Origin of the sequence: Variovorax sp. IB41 (assembly GCF_016405905.1) — a bacterium.
Classification (GTDB): Bacteria; Pseudomonadota; Gammaproteobacteria; order Burkholderiales; family Burkholderiaceae_C; genus Variovorax.
In genome coordinates this window covers 20,229-46,998 of sequence record NZ_JAEFCB010000030.1, presented here as the reverse complement: position 1 = coordinate 46,998, position 26,770 = coordinate 20,229, and the positions used below count along the sequence as shown (strand labels likewise).

Here is a 26,770-nt window from a genome sequence, read left to right as displayed (position 1 = left end):
GGGAGCTGATCCGACGTGAGCTATGCCGCCAAGGTCCTCTGGGGAGAGGGCTTGTTTCTACGCCCCCAGCATTTCCAGCGCCAGGACGCGTACCACGAGGCGCGCCTGCGTGCCACGGCGCAGACGCTGCATCCGTACTTCTGGGGCGTGCGCTCCATCAGCTTCGACCTGGACGCGCTTGCGAGCGGCATGCTCCGCGCCTCGCAGCTCTCGCTGGTGTTCCCCGACGGTGAGCCCTACTCGGCGCCGCAGGCCGACGCGCTGCCCCCGCCCATCTCGCTGGACACGCTCAACCCGGGCCAGAACGAGATCACCTTCTACCTGGTGCTGCATCCGGTGAAGGAACTGGGCAAGAACTACACCGACCCCAACGAAGAAGGCTTTGCCGCGCGCTACACCAGCGACGCGACGCAGTCGCTGGACCTGTACACCAACGCGGTGAGCGCCGAGGTGGTGTTCCTGCGCAAGAGCGTCAAGCTCCTGGCCGACACCGAGCCGCGCGAGCAGTTCGTCTCGATCCCGGTGATCCGCATCCGCCGCACCGCCGCGGGCGGTTTCGAGATCGACCGCAGCTTCGTGCCGCCCTGCACCTCCATCGATGCCTCGGCCACGATCTTCCAGCAGCTGCGGCGCCTGCTCGATGTGCTGCAGGCCAAGGTCAATTCGCTCTACGGCATCCACCGCGAGCCGAGCAAGAACATCATCGAATTCCGCTCGGGCGACATCGCCTCGTTCTGGCTGCTGCACACGGCCAACTCGGCGTTCGCGTCGCTCTCGCACCTGTTCCATCACCCGTCGCTGCATCCGGAGCGGTTGTTCCAGGAGCTGCTGAGCCTGGCCGGCGCGCTGATGACGTTCGCGAAAACCTATTCGCTCAACGACCTGCCGGTGTACGACCACGAGAAGCCCGGCCCCGCGTTCGCCGAGCTCGACCGCATCGTGCGCGACCTGCTCGACACGGTGATCTCGACGCGCTACTTCGCGATCGCGCTCACCGAAACGCGCAACGCCTTCTACCTGGGGCGCCTGGACTCCGGAAAGATCGACGAGAAGACCGTGTTCTACATGTCGGTCACCGCGAGCATGCCGGCGGCCGAGCTGGCCGAGGCGGTGCCGCAGCGCTTCAAGATCGGCGCGCCCGAAGACGTCGACAAGCTGGTGCTCTCGGCCATGCCGGGCGTGCGCATCGTCTACGCGCCGCAGGTGCCGCCGGCCATTCCGATCCGCGCGGGCGCGTGCTACTTCTCCATCGACAGCAAGAGCCAGCTGTACGACCGCATGCTGCAGGCGCAGAGCGTGACCATCTATGCGCCGGCCGGCATTCCCGACATGCAGCTCGAACTGATTGCCGTGACCGGCTGATCACCTGATCGCAATGAACACCACCACCATCAACAAGGCCCCTTCCCTGCTGGGCGCCGACGCGCCCGCCGCGTCGTTCACGCCCACGGGCGTGGCGCCCGATGCCGATGCGAGCCTGCTCGATCTCTTGTACGACGGCTTCGTGATGCTGTTCCTGCTGAAGAAAAAGCAGCAGCCCGCCACCACCGAGCAGTTCCTGGCCGGCATCCGCAACTACCTGGGCGAGTTCGAGCGCAACGCGCGCAAGCTCGATGCGACCGCCGAGCAGATCCACGCGGCCAAGTACGCCTTCTGCGCGACCATCGACGAGTTCGTGCTCTCGGCGCCCGAGTTCGCGATCCGCTCGGAGTGGGAGCGCCGGCCGCTGCAGCTCACGCTCTTCGGCGACCAGCTGGCGGGCGAGAACTTCTTCAAGATGCTGGAAGTGGAGCGGGCGCACGGCGCCACGCGCATCCAGACGCTGGAGGTGTTCTACATGTGCCTCTTGCTGGGCTTCCAGGGGCGCTATGCCATCGACGGCACCGAGAAGCTGGCCTACCTCACCGCGCGCGTGGGCGACGAAATTGCCAATGCCCGCGGCAAGCGCACGCCGTTCGCGCCGCACTGGCCGCTGCCCGACCTGATCTCGCACTCGCTCAAGCGCGAGGCGCCGCAATGGGTGGTGGCGGCGCTGTTCGCGCTCATCGGATTGCTCGGCTTCATCGGCCTGTCGGCGCACCTGGGCAGCACGACGCAGGGCACGCTCGCGAGCTACCAGGACATCGTGAAGCTCGGCCCGCGCCAGGCCAACCTCACGATCTCGCTGCCATGACGACGCGGCTCGACCTGCCGGCCCTCCTGGCCCCGATTTCGGAAGCCTCGCCCTGCGGCGAGGACATGTTGTTCTCGCGCCAGTTCGACGCCATCCAGGAAGCACGCAAGCACGACGACCCGTCGCTCGAACAGGGCGAGTGGGTCATCGAGTTGAAGGAGGCCAACTGGCCCTTCGTGATTTCCGAGTGCGAGAAGCTGCTGCGCGAATCCACCAAGGACCTGCGCCTGGGCGTGTGGCTCACCGATGCCGCAGCCAGCCAGCGCGGCTTCGAGGGACTGGCCGACGGCTACCGCCTGCTCACGGGCCTCTGCCAGCAGTACTGGGACCACCTGCATCCGCTGCCCGAGGGCGGCGACATCGAGATGCGCGTGGGCAACGTCGCGTGGCTGATCGCGCGTTCGGTCGAGCTCCTGCAGCGCGCGCCGATCGTGAGCGATGCCAACACCGGCTACAGCGCGCTGGTCTGGGAGACGGCGCTCGCGCTCGACCAGAGCATCCGCCGCACGCCCGCGCAGGCCGACGAGCTGCAGCGCAACAAGGTGACGGTCGAACAGTTCGACCGCATCCGCCGCGCGACGCCGGCGAAGTTTTTGCAGAAGACGCACCGCGATGTGCAGGCCTGCGAACAGGCACTGGCCGAATTCGAAGCCGTGTTCGACGAGCGCACCGCATCGAACGGCCCGAGCTTTCGCGCCGCGAAAGATGCGGCCGCGGCCATCCGCCAGACGGTCGAGCGCTTCGCGCGCGAGGCCGGCGTGCCGATGGACAGCGGCGCACCGGCAGCGCCCGCCGCCGCGCCGGTGGCAGGCACGCCCGCGCCCTCGCCCTCGCCCTCGCGCATCGAGCCGGTGTTCGACTCGGGAGTGCCGCACCATCACGCGCCGGCAGCGGCCGCGCCCGCCGCGCTGCCGCCCGGCATCCACAGCCGCGCGCAGGCCATCGCGCAGCTGAAGGAAGTGGCGGCATATTTCGAGAAGACCGAGCCTTCGAGCCCCGCCGCCTACATGGCGAACAAGGCCGCGCGCTGGGCCGACATGCCGCTGCACGCGTGGCTGCGCAACGTGATCAAGAACGAGCAGGAACTGGCCCAGCTGGTGGACCTGCTCGACCTGCCCAAGAGCGACGACGAATCGCGCTGAAGCACGGCGAACGGCCTACGCGCGCAGGCCAGGCGCTCGCTCAATTGGTCAGGTGCGCCCGACCCGGAACTCGATGCGCCGGTTGCGGGAGCGCCCATCGTCGGTCGCGTTGCTCGCCACCGGCTGGTCCGGCCCGACGCCCGATGTCGTGAGCGTCATCGGATCGATCCCCTTGCCCACGAGATAACCCTTCACCGCCTCGGCGCGCGACTGGCTCAGGGCCAGGTTCGACGCCCGGCTGCCCGCGTTGTCGGTGTGGCCGACCACCGCCACCGACTTGTTCGTGAGCCGCTGCAGGATCGGCGCCATCTCGTCCAGGATGTCGCGGCCCTTGCGCGTGAGCGTCGCGCTGCCCAGCTCGAACTCGATGGTGCGGTTGGCCAGCGCCTGGTCCACCGTGATCTGCTCCGAGACGGGCACGCGCAGGCTGTTCTTGATGGTGTAGGTCGGGTTCAGCGCGCTCGCCATGTCGCTCACGATCTTCTGGCGCAGCGCCTCGTTGCCGACCTCGCCGCTCAGCGCCATCTGCGTGCCTTCGATCTGGAACTGGCCGCGGTGGATGTCCTTGAGCGACGGCGTGATCAGCCGCTGCACGTTGGCGGCCCAGTTGGCCGGCATGCTCACGCTGTTCACCACCTCGATCTTGTCGATCACGCTGGCGGGGCCGTAGATGCGGCGCAGCGCTTCGATGACGGCCACGCGCGTGGCCTCGTCGGGCACCTGCCCCCCGGCCACCACCTGCTCGCCCCTGGCACCGGCCGCGGGCGTGGTTTCGACCAGGGCGCCGGGGGCGCCCGCTGTCTGGGCCTGTGCGGTGGCGGCGCCAAATACGAAGCCGAGGCCGAGCGACAGAACGCGCAAAGAACTTTTCATGACCGTGTCATTCCCCGATGAAGACTTCGCGAAAGGCGGTGAGCACGATGTCCAGCGGCAGCTGCGGCTGGTCGAGATAACTCACCAGCTTGAACATCGCGTAGTTGCTGTGGATGGTGTCCTCGACCCACTCCGGGTTGTCGATGTCGATGTTGTGCTCGGTGTAGACCTGCGGGTGCAGCACACTCTGCAGGCTCCGCGGCGACAGGCCGTTGAAGCCGATCACCAGCCGCGAGCGGCCGTCGATCTCGGTGGCCATCAGCACCAGTTCGAAGTCGGCCTTCGCGAGGAACTGCGACACCAGCTCGAGCCAGAAGGTGGCGATGAGCGAGCGGTCGATCGGGTCGCGCGGCAGCGGCAGCGTGAGCCCCTTCTCCAGGTGCGACACCGCGCTGGCCATCACCGGCTGCAGCAGGAGGCCCAGCGCCAGGATCGCGCGGCGCAGCGACACCTTGTGGCCGTCGAAATTGAGCATCTGCTCGATGCGCAAGAGGCTCGTGTCGCGCGTGAAGGCCGCGTAGGTGGCGCGCGAGGCCGACTTCTTGAAGCCCGTCTCGATGCCCGGGTCGAGCGCCTCGAAGCGCTTGAGTTCGCTGTCCAGGTCCGTGCCTTCGGCCAGCGCGTTGACCTGCACCGCCATGCGGTCCCAGTAGGGGCCGACGAGCATCGGCGCGCCGCGCATGAAATCGAGCGCCTCGTCGACTTCCACCGAGGTGGCCGCGAGAAACGGGTAGCGGCGCGACGACTCGTCGCGGCTGGCCTTCAGGTGCCCCGCGATCGCCACGCGGCTGCGCGAGCCCAGGCACACGAAATGGATCGGCGCCGCGTTGTCGTAGATGATCTTCCAGCGCGGGTCTTCCGACAGCATCTCCATGGTCTGCGACAGCCAGTTGTCGAACACCTTGATGAGCTGCGGGTTGTAGAGCCCCTTCACGAAGTCGCCGCGGCCGGGCAACTTGCCGAAGTAGCACAGCTGTTGTGTCTGCAGCGCGCTCATTTGCCGACTCCCGATGCTGGTGCCACTGGTGCTGTGGTTGCGGCCGCCGCGCGCGATGCCGCGGGCACGCCGATCTCCGCCACCGTCGAAGGCAGCACCGTGCCGCGCAGCCCCTTGCCCTGCGGCGAATCGCCGCCCGAGCCGCCCGACTGGGTGTTCTGGATCACGCGCAGCTTGACCGTCACGCTCGCGTTGTCGCGCGCCCAGGTGAGCTCGAAGCTGCCGTCGGGCAGCCGCGTGCGCTGCGCCGTGCTGAGCAGGCGCTCCAGGCCGAAGTTGCCCGGCTCGTTGATGAGCTCGACGGTGCGCCCGTCGAAGGTCACCGCCGTGATCCGCGCGCCCGGCGTGCCCTGCGCGTTGGGCCAGACGAAGTTGGACCACTGCGGCGGCGTGTTGCGGTAGCGCAGCTGCTGGCCGTCGATTTCGACCATGTATTCGGTCAGGCCCGAGACGGGCTGCGGCAGGATCTGGAACAGCGTCTGCGGCTGCGCGGCACCGCCGCCGCCGCTGGCCGCGGCGCCCGAGAGCGGCGCCACCCATTGCGAGAAGCCGTTCACGAAATCGGGACTCAACGTAAGGCCCTGGTCGCCCCAGGCGCGCGGCGAGAGCAGGTCGCCGCGGCGGATGACCAGCGAGCCGAGCGTCGTGGTCACGAACTTGCCGATGGCGCCTTCGGGTCCGAAGAACTGCGCGATCTCCGCGGGCGAAGCCTCGATCTTCGCGCCCGCGGCAAACGGGTACTTGGTCGCGAGCGACTGCTGGAACGGCTGGTGCACCTGCGCGCTCCAGATCTTGTTGACCTCCACCGCCGTCGGCTGGATCGTCACCGCATAGGCCTGCAGCAGCGGCCGCACCAGCAGCGGCCGCAGGGCCTGGCGCTGCGACGCGTCCATGCCCGTGAGCATCTGCTCGTCGACATACTTGAGCGCATCGGCCAGCTCCGAGCCATTGCCCTCCAGCGTCTGCTGCATGAGCTGGCGCGCGCCCGGACCGGGGTCGCCCTGGTTCTTGATCTGGTTGAAGCGCCCGCGCAGCTTCGAGAGCGTCGCGAGGTAGCCGCGCAGCAGCGAAGTGTTGTCGCGCTCGACCACCAGGCGCGCGACGCCCGCGAACTCGCGGCCGATCGGGCCCATCGGAATTTCGGTGCGGTTGCCGCTCGCGTCGATGTTCACGTTGACCTGCGAGGGCGTGGCGCGGCTGAAGAGGTTCTTGAACCAGTTCAATGCGCCGGTGCGCGCCTGCTGCAGGCCGGCGTTGACCAAAGACGGGTTGTCCCATGAGGTCTGGTCGTAGACGGTGTCGAAGACCTTGCGGATCGGCGAATTCTGCGGATCGCCCAGAAGGTTCATCGCCACCACGGCCTGCTCGAAGCTGCCCATGTCCTTGACCGCGATGCCCTGCAGGAAGCGCTGCCACTCCTTGGCGTACTCCAGCTTGTACATGGTGGCCAGCGTCTTGCGGATCTGCTCGGGGCTGCCTTCGAGCGTGAGGTCGTCGTTGCCCGCGACGTTGAGCACCCAGTCCTTGCTCGATGTTTCCTTGTTGGCGGCATCGCGGATCGCGTCGTCCACGTACTGCTGCCAAGCCTCGCGCGTGAAGGCGCCCGAGATGGCGACGCTGCCGGCGATGGTGCCCTCGCTCTCGGCGCCGGCCGTGGCGCCCAGGATGCGCGCCACCGTCATCGGCGCGAAGCGCGTGGAGGCGCGCGCCTTGATCTCGGCATAGACGCGCTCGCGCGCCGGCATGCCGCGCACCACGCGGCGCAGGTTGTCGCGCGTCTGCTCGACCAGCGCGAGGTTGGTGTCGGCCAGTGCGGGCCAGTTGTCGTCGCCCACGCGGCGCAGGTAGAAGGTGATCATGCGTTCGGCATCGCGGATGACCGCCGCGCGCGGCATGTCGCCGCGGTTGCTCTCGAGCCAGCCGCGCCAGAAGCGCGAGATCTGGTCGGTGAGGTGCGCCGTTTCCACCTGCCGCTTGTCGGACAGCATGAGGTAGGTCTTGAGCGCGTTGTAGGTGTCCTGCACATCGGCCGGCGACGAGCCCGCATAGAGGCCGCCGCTCTCCGCCGCGGGCGGCGCTGCCGGCGTGGCGGCCGACACGGCGACCGGCGCGGCCGGGTTGCCCGCCGCGTCGGCACGCTTCAGGCGCTCCGGATGCGCGTTGACCTCGCGCAGGAACGCCTGCAGGTTGTCGGACACCGGCGCCAGCATCAGCTGCTTCACACCACCGTAATACTCGGCCACGAGCTTGTCTTCGAGCTGGTTGCCCTGGTAGAGGCCTAGCGAGAGCGACAGCGGCCGGTCATTGCGGAATTTTTCGAGTTGCTCGATGCGGTCCTGCAGGATGCCCAGCGCCTCGAAGCGCGTGCGCAGGCCGTTGTCGCTGGCCTGCAGCTTGACCACCTTGTCCAGGTCGGCCTGCACGTTCTCCACCAACTGCCGGTTGCCAAGATAAGACCAGGTCCAGCCGCCGAGCAGCAGCCCCAGCACGGCGACGAAGGCGAAGAAGCTCACGTAGCGCACGCGCGCCTTCACGGGGCTGGAGAACTGCCGCACCGTCTTCTTGTCGGCGAAGATCACCTTGGAGAACAGGTCGCGCAGGAAGAATCCGTTCTGCGAATAGATTTCCTTGGACTTGGTGGCCGCGTTGTTCAGCGTGAGCCCGAAGCGCTTGGCGATGCGCTCGGTCGAGAGGCTGCGCATCGTGCCCTCTTGCAGCGCGCTGGTGAAGTAGAAGCCGCGGAACACCGGCTTGTGCTGGAACGGATTGCTCTCGAACAACGTGGCCAGGAACGCGCGCAGCGCGGGCTTGATGGCCGCGAACTCGAGCGGAAAGATCAAAAGCTCGGGCGACGGATCGCTGCTGCGGTGGTTCGCGAAGTGCGAGACGCTGATTTCCTTCAGGCCCATGTAGAGCTCGTCGAAGCGCTTGTCGAACTGGGCGACGGCGTCCTGCTTCTCGTCGCCGTCGTAGGGCAGCGACGCGCCCCACACGCGGTCGCGCTCCATCTTGTCGCTGTCGCCGAAGAACTCCGCAAAGCCGGTGATCAGGTCGGCCTTGGTGAACATCACATAGACCGGCGCGAACACCTCCAGCCGCTCGGTCAGCTCCTGCATGCGCTGGCGCAGGTTCTTTGCCAGCTGGATCGCGAAGTCGGGCCGGCTGCCGATCAGCTCGGGAATGCTCGCGGTGATGATGATCCCGTTGATGGGCGCCTTCGGGCGGTACTTCTTGAGCAGGTCCAGAAAGCCGAACCACTCCTTGCGGTCTTCCTGGTGAATGGAATAGCGGCCCGCGGTGTCGAGCACGATGCCTTCGGTGGTGAAGAACCAGTCGCAGTTGCGCGTGCCGCCGATGCCCTGGATCACCGCGTTGCCCTTGTCGGCGAACGGGAACTGCAGGCCCGAGTTCAGGATGGCGCTGCTCTTGCCCGCCGCCGGGTTGCCGATGACCATGTACCAGGGCAGCTCGTACAGCGCCTCGCTGCCCGACATCTGCCCGATCTTGGAGGTCTTGATGGTCTTGACGGCCTCGACCATGCGGCCGCGCAGCTCGTCGATCTCGGCCTTGCGCTCGGGGTCGCTGTCGCGCACGGCGGCATCGGCCTGGTCTTCGAGCATGTCGCCGAGCTTGCGGTTGGCCGAGCGGGTGCGCATGCGCCGCACGAACCACACGACGAGCCACAGGAGCAGCAGCACGGCGAAGATGCCGACCGCCCAGATCGCGCCGATCTCGAGCGTCTGCGCGCCGATCAGGAGGAACGCGCCGAGCGCGATGGCGCCGATCACCGAGAGGGTGCGCGGATCGGCCAGGAAACTGAAGAATCGCCGCATAGATGTTTCTGGAGTCGGTCCGGTTTTTAAGTGGCTTGTGGCACAGGGCTCGCGGGGCTCGGGAGGCCGGCCAGCATGGCTGTCCGGGCGCGCGCGTCCTGCACGGACAGCGCGAGCACGTGCCGTGAATCTCGCACGGCCAGGTGACACGCGAGTGCCACGGCGGTCATGTCCGCGGCGGCGCCCAGGTGGCCCAGGCTCGCGCAGACGGAAAGGTTGTTTTCGAAGGGCAGGTGCGGCAGCCGCTGCTGCACGAGCTGGGCCACTTCGGTGACGCGGCTCGTGCGGTGGTCGGCATCGCTCACGACCCAGTCGACCGCCTCGGGCTGCAGCGCCGACGCCGACATCAGGCGCTGGGCGAAGAGGTCGAGCAGGCTCGCGTCGGGCACGCGCGCGGTGTCGGCGGACCCGTCGCGCTGGCCGTTCGCGCTGCGCGAGAGCAGCACGCCGTGGGGCTGCGCGAACAGCGCGTCGCCGGCGCGCGCCAGGAGCAGGCCCGCGGCCGCTTCGCCGGGCACGCGGCCGTTGCGGCGCGCGGACGAATACAGGAGGCCTTCGGCGTCCCAGCGCGCGACGCACTCGCTGGAAATCGCGGAGTCGGCGGCCAGCGCCATCCACAGCGCGGGACGTTGCTCGCGATGGAGCGAGACATTGATGCGGTCGAGCAGCGCCATTGCGCAGACGCCGGGCTCGCTCTTGAAGCAGTCGACGCTCCAGTGCTGCGACGGGTCGGCTTCGCGCGCCAGCTGCTGCACCCATTGCGTGGCGATCGCACGCTCGCTCTCGCTCCACGCCCCCGGCAACAGCAGCGAGATGCACAGCTGCGGCGCGGATGCGGAGCCGGGCACGATCGTGCCGCTCGACACGAAGCGCCCGGGCGCGCGCACCGAGAGCGCGTCGCCGGCATGGAGCAACGCATCGGTCGCCGAAGCGAGCAGCTCCTGCAGCACGTCGGACATGAGATGGATGGCGCGCAGCCGGTCGTCGGTCAGCGCGTCGGCATTGAAGGCGTCCGGCGCGGGCCGCAGCGACTCGCGCAGGTGCTCGCGAAGCTCGTTCGGATCGATGCCGGCGACACAGCCCGCGAGCATGGGGAAGCCTTCGCCGTCGCGAAGCTCGGGCACGAGGTCGGGCGCCTGCGCCTGGCCGACGGCGGCGGCCACCGCATCGGCATCGCTGCCGCGCGGCGTGCGAAGCGCGAATGCGAGCACCGACATCTGCAGGCGCTCTTGCGGCGCATCGGGCGTTGCTCCCGTCGATGCGGCACCACCCGTTGCAGCGGACGCACCGCGCGCGGACGAAGGCAGTGCAGCGGAAGGCGGCGCGCCCGTGAAGATCCGCCGCAGCAGCAGATAGAACACCACCAGCGCCAGCGGCAGCACGACCAGGTAGAGCGCGATGTCGCTCGTGCTCGGCATGCGCGCCGTGTAGTTCCAGTAGACGACCACGATCACCCACACCGTGATGAACACGGCAGAGAACATGAGGGTGGGCTTGACCAGTCGCGCGAGCATCAGGAGTTCGTCGATGCCTTCGTCATGCGACGGCGCACGCGGCTGCCGTGCCGCATGCCGTGCGTGCAGCCGATCGGTTGGCCTTTGTCATTCGGATGCGGAAGCGATCTGGCTGGACAGCAACGTGCAGCCGCAGCGGGCCTTGTCGCCGTGCCGCGCAACGTAGCGGCCATCGAGCGTGACGTAGCGGCTGCCGGTCACGATCGGGTTGATGCCGTGGCCGATCCGCGGGCACGACACCAGGTCACCGACGCGTGCCACGCGGCGCTCGTCGATGCTCGTGTTCTCGGACGCGGTGATCACGCGGCCGCCGTGGTCGGTCTTGTCGTGCAGGACGATCCACGGACGATCGTCGTCCGCGGCGGGTTGATCCTCTTCCATTCGAACTCCCCCTTGCTTGCCTCGTTGGTTTGTCGATGCGACCGATGCCGTGCAGGCATTCATTCAGTCGCGTGGCAATTTGAAACCGGGCTTGCGGTACTCCACGTGACCGTAATCCTTGAAGGACCATCGACCACCCCACACCAGCCCCACGGACTCGGCCACTTCGCCATAAAGACGGTAGCCCTCCATGGCCCACGGGTCTCTTTCCGAGATCACCAGCTTGCCATTGCGAAAGAACGCATTGTCTGCCGCAAGTCCATATTGATGATAGCTTTGATTCGCCTTGGCGAGCGTCACCGTGTTGCCCAACGCGGCGAGTTTGGCCTGCCGTTCGGGGCTGCGATAACCCTCGAGCAACGCGAGGTCGTAGCCGTGTTTCTCTTTCATGATCTTGTAGACCAGCAGCAGCCGATTGCGGAAGTCCGCATCGAGCACGGCCCAGTCGCGGCTGCCTTCCTTGGTGAGCGGACGCACCTGCTCGACCTCTGCCGTCGCGAAGATTTCAGGCGGCAGTGCAGGCGGCGGCACGAGCTGCTCGCCCTTCAACAGCGCCTCGATCTTCGGGTCGCTCGTCGGTGCCCAGTCGTCGAAAAAAAGAACGCGGCCGGTTCCGAAGGCCACGCTCAACATCACCGGAACGACCAGCAGGCCCATGCCCGACAACAACAGATAGCGATGACGTACCGCGAAAGTACGCACACCCGATCCGCCATCGCGCACCAACTGAAAACTTGCTTCGGACACCAGGCCGAATCGATGACCGATCTTGATGAAAAAGACTGCAGTTGCAGTCGTCAAAGCGATCGTGGTTCGCAACACACGCTCGCGAAAAGAAGGGAACAAGAAGATGGCAAGCGCGACCACCATCAAGGCAAAATAACAAAAGAGAGCAAAGAAGATCAACGGTGTTCGAAGAGTGCAATTCATTGTATGAGTGGCACAACAATTCGAACCACTCGTACGCAACAACTGCATCCAAGTTGCAACGTTGCGTCGGTCACACCATAAAGCCGCGGGGAGAAAAAACATGCCTGCTTTCGGGACCACCCATCCATGATGGGCGCGCCAGATGCCAACAAGGGACGGCCGAGCCTGCTCGGTTCGAGCGCACCCGACGCGGCCGCGTCGTCCGCTGCAGCCGGTGGGGAATCCACGCGCGTGCTTGCACAGTTCGGCGGCCGCGATAACGGCAAACGCTCTTTCATCAAAAGGCCCGGCGTGTGGGCAGCACTGGCATTGCTGATCGGCGTTGCGGGTGCCACGACCTACCAGTTGCAAGCCAGGCGCACCGATGCGTCGATGAACATCGCGGCCGCCGCGCCCGCCAAACCCGCACTTGCCGTCGCCGCCGCGCCTGTCGCGCCACCGGCGCCCGAGACGCCAGCGCCCGCGATCGTTGCGACGGCACCTGCGATGCCCGAGCCGGCAACCGCGCGCATCGTCGAAGGCGATACCGCCCCGCTTCCTCAACAGCAATCCACGCCGTTCGCAGCGATCGGCGCGCAGCCCATGGCGGTGCCGCCCGCGGCCAAGCCGGCGCGTGTCGCGGCTGCGAATCCACCACGCGCCGAGAAGATGTCGACGAAGACGACAACGACTGCCGCGGCGAAGAAGCCGGAGCATGTCGCGTCGTCCAAGCAACCCGCACGCGCCGCGAACAGCAAGCCCGTGAAGACCGCCGCCAACGCATCGAAGACGCCGCGGCGCGCCAACGACAACACGCAGACCGCGGCCCGCTCGGGCAAGCCCGACCCCGACACCGACCTGCTGACCGCCCTCCTTCGGCGCAGCAAGGCGCCCGACCCCGCACCGCAACCTGCGGCGCTGGCCGAGGTCTCGGCGGACTGCAAGTCCGGCCAGCGATGCAAACCATGAGCCCCCGTGCCAACGCGAATCACGATGCCATCCGCTGACCGCAGCACGCTCTGGGCCGAGCTCAGCCAGACCAACCGGCTCTACCGTCTCGAGGCTCCAGGCACATCGGCCAACCCCAGCATCGACGCCCTGCGCGTCGAAGGCTGGGTGCAGCGCGAGGCCGTGTCGCAGCTCTTCGAGATGCGCATCGTCTGCCTGAGCCTGCGCGCCGACCTTGCGCTCTCGTCGATGATCGACCAGCCCCTCACGCTCGTCACCGTGCTGGCCAACGGCGCGACCGGCAAGCGCACGGGCCTCATCCGCGCGGTGGAGTCGCTCGGCTCGGACGGCGGCCTCGCGCGCTATCGCCTCACGCTCGTGCCGTGGCTCTGGCTCGCCACGCAGCAGGGGCGCAGCCAGGTGTTCCAGCAACGCTCGGTGGCCGACATCATCGAGCGCGTGCTCGCGCCGTATGCCGATGCGGGCAACTGGGCTTTTTCTTCCGAGGCGAGCGGCTTCCTGGCCGATGCGCCGGTTCGCACCTACTGCACGCAGTATCGCGAGAGCGACTTCGATTTCTTCTCGCGCCTGCTCGCCGAAGAAGGCCTGGCCTGGCGCATCGAGGAAGACCAGGCCGCGCCCATGGGGCACAAGCTCGTGATCTTCTCGGCGAACGATGCGCAGCCCGCGGACCCGGGCTCGCCCATCCGCTTTCACCGCAAGAGTTCGCAGGAGCGCAGCGACGCCGTGCAGGCGCTGGTGCGCCGCATGCGGCAGTCGGTGGCGCAGGTGCACCTGAGCGCATGGAACGTCGATGGCAAGCGCCAGCTGGCGGGCAGCGCCGCCGCGCGCTTTGCGGTCGGCGGCAAGAACGCGCCGCGCATCGAGTACGACGACGTGCTCGGCCTGAACGACCGCAGCCGCGGCTGGGACAGCAACCGAACGCTCGAACGCTATGCCGGCCTCATGATGGAAGCGGCCGAGTGCCGCGCCGACGTGATGCTCGGCCACAGCACCGTGCGCACGCTGCGCGCGGGCACGCGCATCGATGTCGACGACGCGCCCGCGCTCGGCTTGCAGGCCAAGCCCACGCTGCTGCTGGACACCGTCGAGCATGTGGGCATCAACAATTTGCCGAAGGACACGGCGGCATCGATTGCCGCGCAGCTGGGCGACCTGTCGGAGCACCTCGTGTTCGACAGGCCCTGTGCGTCCGTCATTGCCGAAGACGATGTGTTCGGACTGGTGCCGACGGCCACGGGTTCGCACGACGGCGTGAACGATGTCCGCCCGCAGGCGCAGAGCCTTGCCGCCGCGAAGACGCTCGGGTACGCCAACAGCTTCTCGGCCGTGCACGTGAATCGTCCATGGCGGCCCGTGCTCGCGGCTGCCGACGGCGCGCGGCTGCATGCGAGACCCACGGCCAGCGGCGTGCACAGCGCGATCGTCGTCGGACCCTCGGGCGAGACTTCGCCGAACGGTGCGGACGAGCTGTATTGCAACGACCGCGGCGACGTGCGCGTGCGATTCCACTGGCAGACCGAGTCGGCCGGCGGCGACGCGCAGAACAACAACAGCGGCGGCAGCGATGCGAAGGACAACCGCAGCACGCGATGGATTCGCGTGGCCCAGCGCCAGGCCGGCCCCGGCATGGGCTGGCAGTGGCTGCCGCGCATCGGGCAGGAAGTGCTGGTGAAGTTCGTCGACCTCGATGTCGACCAGCCGGTGATCGTCGGCGCGCTCTACAACGGGCGCGGCGACGGCGGCATCGAACCGACGCCCGGCGGTGCATCGCGCAGCCAGGAACGCTCGGGCCAAGGGCAGGAGGCCGATGTCTTCGCGCAGGCGCGCAACGCATCGCCGAGCGCGCAGGCCAACCTTGCCGCCGGCCACGCGCCGGCCTGGCACGGTTCGAGCGCGGACGACAAGGGGCACCGCAACGCAGCTGCGCTGAGCGGCTTCAAGACGAAGGAGTTCGGCGGCGAGGGGTTCAGCCAGTTGGTGTTCGACGATTCGAACCAGCAGCTGCGCGTGCAGTTGCATGCGAGCACCGCGCACAGCCAGTTGAACCTGGGGCATCTGATTCATCAGGCCGACAACTTCCGCGGCAGCTTTCGCGGGCAGGGGCTTGAGTTGCGTACCGATGGCTACGCTGCGTTGCGTGGCGGCAAGGGCGTGCTGTTGAGCACGTACCACGGGACGGGCGGGAAGCAACTCGAACCTGTTGGCGACTTTGCCGCGGGCATGGCGTTGCTCAAGCAAGTGCAGCAGCTGGGGCAGGCGCTGAGCGAGGCTGCGATGAAACACGAGACCGTGCATCTGGCCGGGCACATCGGCGCTGACAAGGCCAACGCCTCACAGCTCGACAAGGAGCGCGCGCCGTACGCGGCGATGGAGCACGCGGCGAGTGGCATGGTGACGGGCGATGTGCTGGAGACGGCTTATTCGGATGCGTCGGACAAATCGATTGCGACCGGCGATGGCAAGGTGCCGCACACGACCGATGCCGTCGTTGCGCTGGCCGCGCGCGGCGGGCTCGCGATGGTAGCGGGGCAGCAATTGCAGATCGTGGCGGGGGAGACTGCGACGTTGGCCAGTGGCGGGGATATCAACCTTGCGTTGGCGGATGTGCTGAGGGTGCACAGCGGGCAGGCTATTGGCCTGTTGGCTGGCGCGCAAAAGGCGGATGCGGAGTCGGGCCTGTCGATCATTGCGGGCAGCGACGATCTGGACTTTCAGGCGCAGCACGATGAGTTGCGGGTGCAGGCCAAGGATGCGCTGAAGATCGCGAGTACGGACAAGACGGTGGAGTTTGCGGCGCAAAAGAAGATTCGCTTCGCGACTGCACAGGGTGCCTCGATCACGCTGCAGAACGGAGACATCACGTTCGAGTGTCCAGGAAAGATCACGTATCACACGATTCAACGGAAGCTGGCAGGCCCAGTGCAGCAGAGCTATCCGCTTCCGCAGTTTCCGAGCAGTGTGTGCGTGGAGTGCTTGCTCCATGCGATGCAATCAGGACAAGCGTTGGCGGCGAAGAATGGCTAGCGTGGAATGGATAGATCCGCCGCAGAACGGCTCGGCCGCGCTGATCCAACAGCGGCTGGCTACGGAGCCCTTGGCATCGGGCGCCTACGCGCTACTGGACATGGCTTTTGCTCCAGAACTGGCGCCGCAATTGAAGCAAGTGGCCAGCGAACAATCACGTGTTTCGCTTTACGCGGATCTGTACAGCGGGCCGGGCCTCGATGCCATTGCACCGGTTTTGTTGGTGCTCCCTGCAAATAACGATGATCGGCTTTCGCTGCTGCAACGGCTCCTGCGTCTGACCAGTGGCAAGCCAATGTTGAGCATCATCGCCTCCGATCTACCCGTAGAAGCGCTCGCTCTGCATCTGCAGCAGCAGATGGAAGCCGTGACATCGGACGAAAAGGCCTGGATGCTGCGCTTGGCAGACACGCGGTCGTTGCACTCGCTACTCGAGGTATTCACCCCGTCTCAGCGCGAAAGGCTGCTTGCGGGAATGAGTTGCTGGCATTACCTCGGACGCGATGGGAAACTCGTGTCTGTCCCCGGCACATTTTCAAATACGGTGTCAGATACGAAGCCGTACGAATTGGACAATCGCCAGCACCAGCGATTACAACGCATCGCGCTCCCAGATACTCTGCTCTTCAACATCGTACGGCGCCCCGATCTGTTCGGGCAGTTGCACGGGCAGGTCTCTATTGCGCATGCGTGCATTGAAGACGCGTTGAAACGATTGCCAACGACGATCGATCTTCACGACGCAAAACTCTATGGCGCAGTGATCTCAGCTCTATCCGAACAACGGCTGATTGTGGATGAAGTGGTCTGATTCATGCGGAAAATCCAAGCGTTGAAAACGTTGCTACGCATGTTGCTCGCCGCGCTTTTAATTGGTGCTTCAATCGCGGGTTGCGATGCCAAGGACACGTCGCCTCCGCAATCTGCGGAGAGCGAAATCATCGGCTTGCAGGTCGAGGGACTGAACTACTCGGGCACCCCGATTGGCGTGTTCTATGTTAACGACCAGTGGGGTGGGAACGTCGGCACCTATGCCGGTGGAGGTGGAACCGCGACCGCCATTGGCTTGCCCGCGCTTTGGCGTCCTGATTTGAAGGTAACTATAAAATGGCGCAATGACGTGTTGTATGCAAAGGACCCAAAAGGCCTATACACCAATGTCATTGACATTCCTAGGTACGACGGGTTGAAGGGGGGCGTTTTCTGGGTCGCGTTTTTGCCCAACGACCAAATCAAAGTCTTTGCGTCGCAATATGCGCCGGGGCATCCGCAGTTTCCGGACCGGGAACTCATCAATCCGCGTCAGTACTGCCTGATCCGTCCGGATTGCCACGACAAGTTTTACCCGGAAGAGCGCGTTCCCGAGGCGTGGGAGACCTTGCCAATTGCATTACAGCCCTCGCCTCCTCCAGTTCCTGCTGCGGTCACTGCGCCGTCGAAAGAACGTGAAGAAAGACCCGCGCGATGACTACCAGCAAAGTACTAGAACCTATTGGTGAAGACCCGTTGGCCCTGACCAATGCGCAAAAAGCGCTTTGTCTGGCACAACAGTCTTCGACGGCGAGTCTCCCGTGCAGCAAGGAATTGCACTACAGCTTTTTCTTCGACGGCACCAATAACAATCGCTTGCGCGACACACCGAACCAGAGCCAGAGCAATGTCGCACGGCTGCACGATGTTTTTGACGCCAACCCCGCAGAACATCGCCGCATTTACGTTGCTGGCGTGGGCACGCCATTCCTGGCCGAAGTCGGCGACAGCGGCTTGGGCGCGGCAGCCAACGCGGGACTCGGTGCGGGATGGGGGGGCGAAGCCCGCATCAACTGGGCGTTACTGCAACTGCATGACTCCCTGTACAGGCACTTCTTCGGTGCGAACTTCAGTGCATCACTTGGCACCAGCGACATCGCTACGGTCAAAAAGATGTCCGCCGACATCAACATGTCTCCCGGCGCCATCCGCAATCTCGGCAAGAGCGAAGTGCAGATGTTGCGCGACGTGGGGCTGACCGATAAGTTAGGGAATATTTTTGATACGACCGTCACGCCGGTGCGAGACACGGTGCGCGGTGACGTCCTGCGGGAGCGTCGCCAACAGCTGTGGAGCAAGCTGAGCAGTTTGGTGCAACGCAAACCAAAACTGGAGAAGCTAAAGATCTCGGTTTTCGGCTTTTCGCGTGGCGCGGCCGAAGCGCGCGCCTTCTGCAATTGGTTGAATGACGCGGTAGACCCCGATTTCACTCTCGCCGGACTCAAGGTCGAGATCGTTTTTCTTGGCATTTTTGACACGGTTGCATCGGTCGGATTGGCGCAAAGCGCGTTGATCCGCGACGGGCATGATGGGTGGGGTCGCCCCAAGGATCTTGCCGTTCCGAGCTATGTGAAACGGTGTGTGCACCTCGTATCAGGGCATGAAGTGCGCGGCTCGTTTCCGCTGGACTTGGCGGGCGGCGACGGCATTGAAGTGGTTTACCCGGGAGTGCATTCGGACGTCGGTGGCGGCTATCCACCCGGAGAACAGGGTCGAGGTTGCGCGACAGGCCCAACGCTTAAAGCGAACGACAATGCAAAACTCTCACAGGCGCCGCTATGTCATATGTTTCGCGAGGCGGTCACTGCCGGGGTGCCATTGAATCCCAATGCACCGGGCGTGACACAGGAAATGCGCGACGCTTTCAAGGTGGCGCCCGCTTTGCGTGACGCATTCAATGCCTACGTATCCGCCGTCAAGCCGCTGCTTGGTGACGGCATTAGTACACCAGCAGCCATGCAAACCCACTACGGGCTCTATGTACGCTGGCGTCGTCTACGCTTGGGCCCGACGGGAGCGGAGGCACTCGAGACACAAGACTTTCTCAAGCGCGCCAAACAGTTCAAGTATGGCCAGGACTACACCGACTTGACGCTTGCCAACGCCGAACTCCGGGACGAATGGAAAGCCGTCAAGAAGGACGAGAACAACCCTTTGTATGAGGACACTTGGCTAGGCAAGCTCTTGAGGAACAGTTCTGTCTCGACATACCTGACCGACTGGGTGTGGGGAGAGAAAGTGCGGCAATGGAACGACGTTCGACGACACTGGAACAGCCCAGATCCTCTGCCGTCAGCCGTCGTTCGATTGCTGGACGACTATGCCCATGACTCACGTGCTTGGTTCAAGCCGACAGGAGAAACCAATGAGTCGACTTGGCGCGCAAAGGAGACAGAGCGCATGACGCAACTCGAAGCCAAGGACGCTGCCAACAAGGAGGGGGAGCGCAAGAACCGCGAGATTCTCAATACCTTGCAAGAAGAAGCACGCAAGGGCCGCCCAGTTTATGCCCCCATGCTTTCGCCGCCGCCACCGGCTCTAACCAAGCAAGAGCTTGCCGATCTGACGGCCTATCGGAAGGACAAGACCCTTCCAACCGAAACGGGCAGTCGCGAACCCAGTTCGATCTGGGGCTACCTGCGCTGGCGCACGCTGTACCGAAACGGCGTGGCACTGACGAACAAGGAACGTCTTGACGCCTACATTTCGGCTCAACCGCCGATGGAGCCGCCACCCATGGATGCAGAAGGGATGCGGCAGATCATGAGTACCAAGGGCATCGGGGACATATTCAGCGGTATGCGGTAAAGGGTGATAACCACTCCTGAGCTGCAAGCTGGTCAACGCCACGCACGATGCTACTTTGTAAGCCAGCAGCGATAACACTTGCTGGGGCTTGTGCAGTTGTGGCCCACGCCGCCTGCAACAACCCAACGAACTGGCTCGAATCACCGAAAGACGGCGTCAAGGTCTTGATCGGCTACGAGCAAGACTTGGGAGGACGCTTCGCATCGCAACCAGCCAACGGACTCGACACGCCTGCTTTCGCACCGCCCCTGCCGCAAGACATGCAGGCCAAGAGCGGACAAGGCACCTTGCCCAAAGGTGAAGACAAAAGCGTCGTGTCGTACTACGAGCCCGACGCCAAGGGTGGCTGGCGCGTTTGCCGCAAGGAGGACTGGTTCCGACGCAACGAAGGCACTCGTCCGGCCAGCATCGCCAGGACCGAAAAAAACCAGTCACGCAACGCCAGCGTCGCGCCCCTTTTGCGATCCCATGTGATGGGAGCCGCACGGGTCTATCTCTATGACCCGAAAGGAAGAGTTCAAGAAACGTTCGCGGCGGCTGTTTATGAGCCGGAGAAGAGCGAGCGCGTGACAACGCACGAGCGTCAGTGCTTCCGCTTCAACGATCAGAATTTGCTGCAGCTGTACGTCTCCGCCACCACGACCAACGCTTGCCCGCTTGGCGATCCCGATCCGAGGGACACGTGGCGCAGGTTCCGCTACGGTGCATTCAAGAATGACCGTGACCAGACCGAAAACGGCAGCCTCTGGATTCAGTGGCACTACGGCAAGGAGGACGGCCGCTGGAGCGAGTCCATCGTGTTTCGCGACTCACCCAAGCCCAGCCCTGAGCGCCATGGCGGCAATGCGAGCGTCGACTCCAGCAAAGGCGTCACGCAAATTCTCGGTGGCTTCAACATCGGCCTGCGAGACCGCAGCGACGGCCCCGCGCTGAAGTACACCGACGCAAGCAGCAAGCCGATCGAGTACTACTTCACCAAGCCCCCGGTGCCGGTCTCGATCCTTGACGACGTCGACCAGATGTACCGCCATGACCGCCGGCGCGAGACACAGGTGCTCTCGGGCATCAAGCTGGTCGAGTTCTACCCCGCTGGCGCGCACCAACCGCGCGACCGCTTCTACATCGCGGCCGGCCGAACCCTCCGCCAGGAACAGTACGACGACACGGGCAAGCTCAAGCGCGCCATTAATCTGGGCTTCGTCGGGTTGAACAAGAAAGACGGCGGCTTCTACGCAGAAGATCTGCGCGGCAAAGTCGGCCTCAAACTCAAGGACAACACGCTCGTGTACCGGGTGTGGGACTACGACGCGGGAGGCAACGCCAGCTTGGCAGCCATCGGCTGGGACACCAGGTTCGCCTCGGCCATGCGCGAAGAGCCCCTGGACCTCGCACAACTGGCTTTCGGATTGCCCGACGGCACGGTGCGCTGGAAGCGTGAAGAGGATTTCTTCAAGGCCTTCGACTTCGACCCGATGGCCAGCCGGGCGTATCCCGATTCGGTTGCCAATAGATAGTTACGGTATTGCCTGGACGAATGAAGCGAATCTCCGGTCTGGCACTTTGCACGGCAACGCTGCTCATCCTGCCGCTGACGGCTTGTATCAACAAGGAACGAGCACCCGAAAGCTACAGCGCCAACATCAGTCCCTACAACCACACCGGTGACTACATCCATCAGTTCTACGTAGACGGGGCGGGCGGTGGCAACTCGCGGCCGTATGGCGGCGGAGGCAGCTTTGTTTGTTGCATTGCCTATCCGGCCCAATGGCATCCTGGCCTCAGCGCCCAGGTGAAGTGGACGACGTCCAGCGGAAACCCCAGAGATACAAGCCCGCAAGCAGCCGTTGAACATTGGCACGAAAAGACTGTACCGATCGATAGGTACGACATGCCGGGTGGCGCGCTCAATGTGCATTTTCTTCCCGGAGGTGAGATCCAGCTGATCATCTCCAACAAGGGCGCGGGCGCCAAAGATTACCCCGGTCCCGCCTATCCGGTGAAGCCGTCGAACTGAGATGGCCGACCGAGACGGGTTGGAACCGCCAATCCACGAAGCCGTGGTGGAAATTCCAGAGTATCCAACAGGCGGCCTGGCAACGTTCACGTGCACTTCTACAAGAACCACCAAGTCAAGGTCGTTGTTGCCCGTTAGGCATCGAACATCCGCGCTATCCAATGAGCGCGCAAGACAAGCTTCCTTGAGAAATCAGTCAACAGTTGATCGAATACGAGAAACAAGGGACTCTCCCGGAATGAGCACCGCTGCCGAGCCCATCTGCCGTCCTCACCCCCGCGTCGCGTTCTCCTTCATCTTCGCCAACGCAATCGCCAACACAGCCCCACCCAGCGTCTTCACCAACCCCGAGTGCTGCGCATAGAACCGGCTCACCTCGTCGATCACCCCCGCATGCTGCTCTTCCGCATGCGCCGCGATCTCCGTCACCTGCGCGGGTGACAGCTGCGAGGCCTGCTCCGGCGTGAGTTGCGTCTGGCCGGGCTGCAGCATCCGCCCGAGCACCCCGCCCGCCAGCATCGATGCCGCGGCCGGGCCCAGCGTTGCCAGGATCTGGTTGAGCACGCCGGCCTGCTGCATCGGCGAAGACTGGCCGAACAGGCGCCCTACCGTGTCGCCGAACGGCGGCGTCTGGTCCGAGCGCATTGCCGCTGCGAGCCCCGCGCCGATCGCGTCGGGCGAGGCGTGTTGCGCGACCTGGTCCACATGCGCAGCGGTGTCGCCGCCAATGGCTTCTTGAAGAATGTCGAGCAGTCCCATGTCGGAGCTCCTTCCTGGGTATAGAAGAAACGCCGATCCTCGGCCTGCACCCCTGAGCGGTGGCTGACCGACTGACTGACTGACTGAATGAATGGATGGCTGCGCCCCGGCCGTCGCGCACGGCTCACCGGCTGCGAGGCTTCTTCGCTATCCTGCCGTCTGGCCAAGACGAAGGATTCGATTTTGCAAACGCACCCCGCCTTTCAAGCCGCGATGGAACGCGATTTCGGCGCCATTGCCGACCTGGTTCGCCTCCACGCCCAACACACCCCCGATCGCCCTGCGCTCGCGGACGCGCAATCCGCGCTGAACTACGGCGCGCTCGACGCGCTGATGGACCGCATCGCCGCCAGCCTGCAGCGCGACGGCCTCAAGGCCGGCGACGCCATCGCGGTCTGCGCCACGTCGTCGGTGAACTACGCGGCGGTGTTCATCGGCGCATTGCGCGCGGGCGTCGCCGTCGCGCCGCTCGCGCCCGGCTCCACGCCCGCGAGCCTGGCCCGCATGATCCAGGACGCCGATGCGCGCATCCTGTTCACCGATGCCTCGGCCGCCGACGTGGTCGGTCCCGCAACGGAAGGCGGCATTGTGCGCGTCGCGCTTGACGGCTCTTCGGCGGGGCGCGACTTCGCCGCCTGGCTCGCACCGGTCGGCGCCCGGCCCGAGGCCGTCGAGGTGCAGCCCTCGTGGGCCTTCAACATCATCTATTCCTCGGGCACCACCGGCGAGCCCAAGGGCATCGTGCAGGGGCACGGCATGCGCTGGTCGCACGTGCAGCGCGGCGCCAAGTACGAATACAGCGCCGACACGGTCACGCTGCTGTCGACGCCGCTCTATTCCAACACCACGCTGGTGGTGTTCTTCCCCACCATCGCCTTCGGCGGCTGCGTGGTGCTGATGCCCAAGTTCGACGCCGCGGGCTACCTGCAGCTGGCCGAGCAGCGGCGCGTGACGCACACGATGCTGGTGCCTGTGCAGTACCAGCGGCTGATGGCGCACCCGCGCTTCGATGCGCACGACCTCGCCTCGTTCCAGTTCAAGTTCAGCACCAGCGCGCCGTTCAGCGCCGCGCTCAAGGCCGACGTATTGAAGCGTTGGCCCGGCGGGTTGATCGAGTTCTACGGCATGACCGAGGGCGGCGGCACCTGCATCCTGGAAGCGCATCTGCACCCGACCAAGCTGCACACCGTGGGCCAGCCCGCGCCGGGCAGCGACATCCGCCTGATCGACGAGGAAGGCAACGAACTGCCGCGCGGCGACACCGAGGTGGCCGGCGAAGTGGTGGGCCACTCGGCCGGCATGATGACCGGCTACCACCGCCAGCCCGCGAAGACACGCGAGGCCGAGTGGTTCGACGCCACGGGCAAGCGCTTCATCCGCACGGGCGACGTGGGGCGCTTCGATGCCGAGGGCTTTCTCACGCTGTTCGATCGCAAGAAGGACATGATCATCAGCGGCGGCTTCAACATCTACCCGAGCGACCTGGAAGCCGTGGTGCGCGGCCATGCGGCGGTGGCCGACGTGGCGGTGGTGGGCGTGCCCTCCGAGCAATGGGGCGAGACGCCGATGGCCTTCGTGGTGCGCCGCGAAGGCGATGCCACCAGCGAAGACGCACTGCTGCAATGGACAAACGACCAGCTCGGCAAGACGCAGCGCCTGGCGCGTCTGCACTTCATCGACGAGCTGCCGCGCAGCGCGATCGGCAAGGTGCTCAAGCGCGAGTTGCGTGACCTTGTCGGCCGCTGAAGCCAAAGCGGCGTCGCCGTCCGAGGAACAGGGCGGCGGCAACGGCCTCTTGTGGGTGCTGGTCGCCGTCGCGGTGCTGTTCGCGTTCCTGCGCCCGCGCGCGCCGATGGCGTGGCTCCAGCTGGTCGACTGGCAGACGGTCGGCGCTCTCGCCGGCCTGCTGGCCATCACGCAGGGCGTGGAGAAGAGCGGCATGTTGCAGGCGACCGCGCAGCGCCTGCTCGCGCGCACGCACAACCAGCGCAGCCTGGCGATGCTGCTGACGGCGAGCGCGGCGCTGCTCTCCGCGCTGGTGACCAACGACGTGAGCCTGTTTCTCCTGGTGCCGCTCACGCGCGTGCTCGCAACCCAAGCGCACCTGCCGCTCGCGCGGCTCGTGGTGCTGGAGGCGCTGGCGGTGAATGCGGGCTCGGCCCTCACGCCGATCGGCAATCCGCAGAACCTTTATCTGTGGCACCGCTCGGGCGAGAGCTTCTTCGCGTTCATGGGGATGATGGGACCGACGGTGGCGGTGATGCTGTTCTGGCTCTTCGTCGCGGTGTGGCTGCTGGTGCCGCGCACGCCCATCGCGCTCAAGCCCGCGGCCGAGGCGGCACCGGTGCAGCCGCGCCTCCTGGCGCTGGCGGGGGTGCTCTTCATCGGCTTCGTGGTCGCGCTCGACCGGCACTGGCTGCTGGCCGGGCTGGGCGTGGTGTTCGGTGTGTTGCTGGTGACGTACCCGCGCGTGCTGAAGGGCATCGACTGGGCGCTGCTCGCGATCATCGCGCTCATGTTCGTGGACCTGCGGCAGCTGGCCGAGCTGCCCACCATCACCGCGCTGCTTGGGCACTGGCCGATCACCGAGGGATGGCGCGCCTACCTCGCGGCCATCGTCACTTCGCAGTTCATCAGCAACGTGCCGGCTGCCATCCTTCTGGACGGCCACGTACGCGACCTGCCCGCGCTGGCGGCGGGGGTGAGCGTGGGTGGCTTTGGCTGCGTGCTGGGCTCGCTGGCCAACCTGATCGCGCTGCGGCTCGCGAAGCTGCCGAACGGGCTGCGCGAGTTCCATCGCATCAGCATTCCGTTCCTGCTGGTGTGCGCGGCCTCGGCGCTGCTGCTGCGGCTCGCGTGACGGGCGGACCATCGCGCTTTCCCGCATGCACGCATCCGCCACCCACACCCTTTCCTTGCGCGACTACGGCACGTCGCGCCGCAGCCATGCGCACGATCACTTCCAGGTGCTGATCGGCCTGGATGGCGTGCTCGACATCGAAGTCGAAGGCCGGGGCACGGGCATCGGTGTCGGCCAGGCGCAGGTGGTCGCGCCGGGCGATCGCCACGACTTCGCGGCGCGCGGCCAGGGCAGCGTGTGCCTGGTGCTCGACACCACGCATGCGCCATGGGCCCGTTGCGCCGAGCGCGCACCGGCCGACGCGCCGCGGCTGCACGCGCTGGCGCGTTACCTGGCGCATTGCATGAAGCAGCCGCAGCATGCGGCGCTCGCCCTGCAGCACGGTCCCGCGCTGCTGCTGGAAGCGTGGAGTCCCGTGCACTCGCCGTTGACGGACACGCGCCGCCGCCGCATCGACTGGCAGGCGCTCACGGCCTGGGCCGGGGCGCGCTGGCACGAGCCGCTGGGCGTTGCCGACCTCGCCGAGGTCGCCTGCCTGAGCCCCAGCCAGTTCGCGCAGCGCTGCCGCGAGGAGCAAGGCACGAGCGCGATGCACTGGCTGCGCGGGCTGCGGCTGGCGCATGCGCGTGAACTGCGGCTGGACGGCGTGAGCGTCGCGGAAACGGCACGGCGCACGGGCTACCGCTCGCCGTCGGCGCTCACGGCCGCGCTGCGCCGCCGGGGCGTCTGACAAGACCGTCGCCGCGCGACGACGGGCCGGCGTTGCGCGACGACGCCATCGCGTAGGCTCGCCGCCCATGTCTTCCACCGTCTACGCCCTGCTCGCCATCGCGCTGTGGACCAGCCTTGCCTCGCTCGGCACGGCGCTGTCGCACCTGCCGCCCTTCCTGCTCACGGGGCTTGCGCTGATCATCGGCAGCGTGCCCAGCTGGCCGCTCGTGCTGCGCGACCGCCGCGCGTGGAAGGTGCCGCCGCGCACGCTGGCCCTGGGCATCTACGGCCTCTTCGGTTATCACTTCCTGCTGTTCATCGCGCTGCGGTATGCGCCGCCGGTCGAGGCCAATCTCGTCAATTACCTTTGGCCGCTGCTCATGGTGGTGCTGGCGCCGGTGTTGCTGCCGCGCATGTCGCTGCGGCCGTTGCACGTGATCGCGGCACTGCTGGGGTTCGCGGGCGCGGCGATGGCGATCCTCGGGGCGCGCGGCGGTGCGGCGCCGGCCGCGGGGGCCTCTGCCACGTATTGGGGCTTCGTGCCTGCGGCGGGCTCGGCGTTCATCTGGGCGAGCTATTCGCTGTGGACGAAGCGGGTGCCGGCGTTTCCGACCTCGGCGATCGGCCTCTTCGGGCTGGTTTCGGGCGCCTTGGCGCTGGTCTGTCACGCCCTGCTGGAACCCTCGGTGGCGCTGTCGGCCCGCGACTGGCTACTGCTCGCGCTCTGCGGCCTCGGCCCGTTGGGCGCGGCCTTCTTCCTCTGGGACATGGCGCTCAAGCGCGGCGATGCGCGGCAGATCGGCATCCTGAGCTACATCACGCCGCTCGCCTCGACGGCGTTGCTGCTGACCGTGACCGGCCGCCCGCTCACCTGGAGCATCGCGCTCGCGGCCGGGCTGATCATCGCGGCGGCCATCATGGGCACTCGTGCACGCTGAAGGGCGCCGAGGGCGCGAATCACGCCCATGTCCGACGGATCGGCGCGCATTT

The 26,770-nt window shown here is 66.0% G+C and carries 21 protein-coding genes; 14 read left to right on the top strand and 7 right to left on the bottom strand.

The genetic code is table 11. The features are described from left to right. Positions 1-15 precede the first annotated feature (15 nt). From tssK to tssA, 3 genes are read left to right on the top strand one after another with little or no spacing between them, the layout of a single operon-like run. Entirely contained in the window at positions 16-1,362 is a 1,347-nt protein-coding gene (tssK, locus tag JC881_RS30705) for a type VI secretion system baseplate subunit TssK (RefSeq protein WP_176661955.1), read from the top strand. Between the two features lie 28 nt (positions 1,363-1,390). Then, positions 1,391-2,173 carry a type IVB secretion system protein IcmH/DotU gene (gene icmH, locus JC881_RS30700; protein WP_198789563.1) on the top strand — a complete coding sequence of 261 codons (783 nt, stop codon included), beginning with the start codon at positions 1,391-1,393 and terminating at the stop codon, positions 2,171-2,173. Next, the gene (tssA, locus tag JC881_RS30695) at positions 2,170-3,315 is read left to right on the top strand and encodes a type VI secretion system protein TssA (protein ID WP_198789552.1); all 1,146 of its coding nucleotides are present in this window, start codon (positions 2,170-2,172) and stop codon (positions 3,313-3,315) included. Before icmH ends, tssA begins: the two co-directional genes overlap by 4 nt. A gap of 48 nt (positions 3,316-3,363) precedes the next feature. On the opposite strand, the gene JC881_RS30690 is transcribed toward tssA, so the two are convergent. From JC881_RS30690 to JC881_RS30665, 6 genes are all read right to left on the bottom strand, one after another. Continuing rightward, the gene (locus JC881_RS30690) at positions 3,364-4,188 is read right to left on the bottom strand and encodes an OmpA family protein (RefSeq protein ID WP_198789551.1); all 825 of its coding nucleotides are present in this window, start codon (positions 4,186-4,188) and stop codon (positions 3,364-3,366) included. Between the two features lie 7 nt (positions 4,189-4,195). After that, positions 4,196-5,185 (bottom strand): type VI secretion system-associated protein TagF, encoded by a 990-nt coding sequence (gene tagF / locus JC881_RS30685; protein WP_198789550.1) that lies wholly within the window; start codon positions 5,183-5,185, stop codon positions 4,196-4,198. Continuing rightward, positions 5,182-9,018 carry a type VI secretion system membrane subunit TssM gene (gene tssM, locus JC881_RS30680; protein ID WP_198789549.1) on the bottom strand — a complete coding sequence of 1,279 codons (3,837 nt, stop codon included), beginning with the start codon at positions 9,016-9,018 and terminating at the stop codon, positions 5,182-5,184. The genes tagF and tssM overlap by 4 nt, the downstream gene beginning before the upstream one ends. Before the next feature lie 26 nt (positions 9,019-9,044). After that, positions 9,045-10,532 carry a hypothetical protein gene (locus tag JC881_RS30675; RefSeq protein WP_198789548.1) on the bottom strand — a complete coding sequence of 496 codons (1,488 nt, stop codon included), beginning with the start codon at positions 10,530-10,532 and terminating at the stop codon, positions 9,045-9,047. A gap of 87 nt (positions 10,533-10,619) precedes the next feature. Next, on the bottom strand, positions 10,620-10,913 hold the full coding sequence (locus tag JC881_RS30670) for a PAAR domain-containing protein (RefSeq protein ID WP_198789547.1): 294 nt from the start codon (positions 10,911-10,913) through the stop codon (positions 10,620-10,622). Positions 10,914-10,976: 63 nt separating this feature from the next. Further along, positions 10,977-11,819 carry a M15 family metallopeptidase gene (locus JC881_RS30665; protein WP_198789546.1) on the bottom strand — a complete coding sequence of 281 codons (843 nt, stop codon included), beginning with the start codon at positions 11,817-11,819 and terminating at the stop codon, positions 10,977-10,979. 315 nt (positions 11,820-12,134) lie between these two features. Between JC881_RS30665 and JC881_RS30660 the strand changes: the two genes are divergently transcribed. The 7 genes from JC881_RS30660 to JC881_RS30630 all read left to right on the top strand — a co-directional run bounded on the left by JC881_RS30660 (position 12,135) and on the right by JC881_RS30630 (position 21,450). Continuing rightward, positions 12,135-12,791 carry a hypothetical protein gene (locus JC881_RS30660; protein WP_198789545.1) on the top strand — a complete coding sequence of 219 codons (657 nt, stop codon included), beginning with the start codon at positions 12,135-12,137 and terminating at the stop codon, positions 12,789-12,791. A gap of 24 nt (positions 12,792-12,815) precedes the next feature. After that, positions 12,816-15,818: a type VI secretion system Vgr family protein gene (locus JC881_RS30655; protein WP_198789544.1), complete on the top strand. Its 3,003-nt coding sequence runs from the start codon at positions 12,816-12,818 to the stop codon at positions 15,816-15,818. 1 nt (position 15,819) lies between these two features. Then, entirely contained in the window at positions 15,820-16,629 is an 810-nt protein-coding gene (locus JC881_RS30650; RefSeq protein ID WP_198789543.1) for a DUF4123 domain-containing protein, read from the top strand. 3 nt (positions 16,630-16,632) lie between these two features. Continuing rightward, positions 16,633-17,286: a DUF3304 domain-containing protein gene (locus JC881_RS30645; RefSeq protein WP_198789542.1), complete on the top strand. Its 654-nt coding sequence runs from the start codon at positions 16,633-16,635 to the stop codon at positions 17,284-17,286. Next, positions 17,283-19,436, top strand: coding sequence for a T6SS phospholipase effector Tle1-like catalytic domain-containing protein (locus JC881_RS30640; protein WP_198789541.1), 2,154 nt, complete (start codon positions 17,283-17,285; stop codon positions 19,434-19,436). Before JC881_RS30645 ends, JC881_RS30640 begins: the two co-directional genes overlap by 4 nt. Before the next feature lie 98 nt (positions 19,437-19,534). Beyond that, positions 19,535-20,950 (top strand): hypothetical protein, encoded by a 1,416-nt coding sequence (locus tag JC881_RS30635; protein WP_198789540.1) that lies wholly within the window; start codon positions 19,535-19,537, stop codon positions 20,948-20,950. A 20-nt stretch (positions 20,951-20,970) separates the two neighbouring features. After that, positions 20,971-21,450 carry a DUF3304 domain-containing protein gene (locus tag JC881_RS30630; protein ID WP_198789539.1) on the top strand — a complete coding sequence of 160 codons (480 nt, stop codon included), beginning with the start codon at positions 20,971-20,973 and terminating at the stop codon, positions 21,448-21,450. Between the two features lie 270 nt (positions 21,451-21,720). Here JC881_RS30630 and JC881_RS30625 read toward each other — a convergent pair whose 3' ends face one another. Beyond that, the gene (locus JC881_RS30625) at positions 21,721-22,209 is read right to left on the bottom strand and encodes a hypothetical protein (RefSeq protein ID WP_198789538.1); all 489 of its coding nucleotides are present in this window, start codon (positions 22,207-22,209) and stop codon (positions 21,721-21,723) included. A 213-nt stretch (positions 22,210-22,422) separates the two neighbouring features. Between JC881_RS30625 and JC881_RS30620 the strand changes: the two genes are divergently transcribed. The 4 genes from JC881_RS30620 (at position 22,423) to JC881_RS30605 (ending at position 26,718) form a co-directional block, all read left to right on the top strand. Beyond that, entirely contained in the window at positions 22,423-23,955 is a 1,533-nt protein-coding gene (locus JC881_RS30620; RefSeq protein WP_198789537.1) for a class I adenylate-forming enzyme family protein, read from the top strand. After that, entirely contained in the window at positions 23,936-25,069 is a 1,134-nt protein-coding gene (locus JC881_RS30615; protein ID WP_198789536.1) for an SLC13 family permease, read from the top strand. The genes JC881_RS30620 and JC881_RS30615 overlap by 20 nt, the downstream gene beginning before the upstream one ends. 25 nt (positions 25,070-25,094) lie before the next feature. Then, positions 25,095-25,799: an AraC family transcriptional regulator gene (locus tag JC881_RS30610; RefSeq protein ID WP_198789535.1), complete on the top strand. Its 705-nt coding sequence runs from the start codon at positions 25,095-25,097 to the stop codon at positions 25,797-25,799. A gap of 67 nt (positions 25,800-25,866) precedes the next feature. After that, entirely contained in the window at positions 25,867-26,718 is an 852-nt protein-coding gene (locus JC881_RS30605; protein WP_198789534.1) for a DMT family transporter, read from the top strand. Positions 26,719-26,770: the final 52 nt, after the last annotated feature.

Coding starts and splice junctions, on each gene's coding strand:
- tssA (WP_198789552.1), top strand. CDS start 2,170: ATGACGACGCGGCTCGACCTGCCGGCCCTCCTGGCCCCGATTTCGGAA.
- JC881_RS30690 (WP_198789551.1), bottom strand. CDS start 4,188: ATGAAAAGTTCTTTGCGCGTTCTGTCGCTCGGCCTCGGCTTCGTATTT.
- tagF (WP_198789550.1), bottom strand. CDS start 5,185: ATGAGCGCGCTGCAGACACAACAGCTGTGCTACTTCGGCAAGTTGCCC.
- tssM (WP_198789549.1), bottom strand. CDS start 9,018: ATGCGGCGATTCTTCAGTTTCCTGGCCGATCCGCGCACCCTCTCGGTG.
- JC881_RS30675 (WP_198789548.1), bottom strand. CDS start 10,532: ATGCTCGCGCGACTGGTCAAGCCCACCCTCATGTTCTCTGCCGTGTTC.
- JC881_RS30670 (WP_198789547.1), bottom strand. CDS start 10,913: ATGGAAGAGGATCAACCCGCCGCGGACGACGATCGTCCGTGGATCGTC.
- JC881_RS30655 (WP_198789544.1), top strand. CDS start 12,816: ATGCCATCCGCTGACCGCAGCACGCTCTGGGCCGAGCTCAGCCAGACC.
- JC881_RS30645 (WP_198789542.1), top strand. CDS start 16,633: ATGCGGAAAATCCAAGCGTTGAAAACGTTGCTACGCATGTTGCTCGCC.
- JC881_RS30640 (WP_198789541.1), top strand. CDS start 17,283: ATGACTACCAGCAAAGTACTAGAACCTATTGGTGAAGACCCGTTGGCC.
- JC881_RS30630 (WP_198789539.1), top strand. CDS start 20,971: ATGAAGCGAATCTCCGGTCTGGCACTTTGCACGGCAACGCTGCTCATC.
- JC881_RS30625 (WP_198789538.1), bottom strand. CDS start 22,209: ATGGGACTGCTCGACATTCTTCAAGAAGCCATTGGCGGCGACACCGCT.
- JC881_RS30620 (WP_198789537.1), top strand. CDS start 22,423: ATGGAACGCGATTTCGGCGCCATTGCCGACCTGGTTCGCCTCCACGCC.
- JC881_RS30610 (WP_198789535.1), top strand. CDS start 25,095: ATGCACGCATCCGCCACCCACACCCTTTCCTTGCGCGACTACGGCACG.
- JC881_RS30605 (WP_198789534.1), top strand. CDS start 25,867: ATGTCTTCCACCGTCTACGCCCTGCTCGCCATCGCGCTGTGGACCAGC.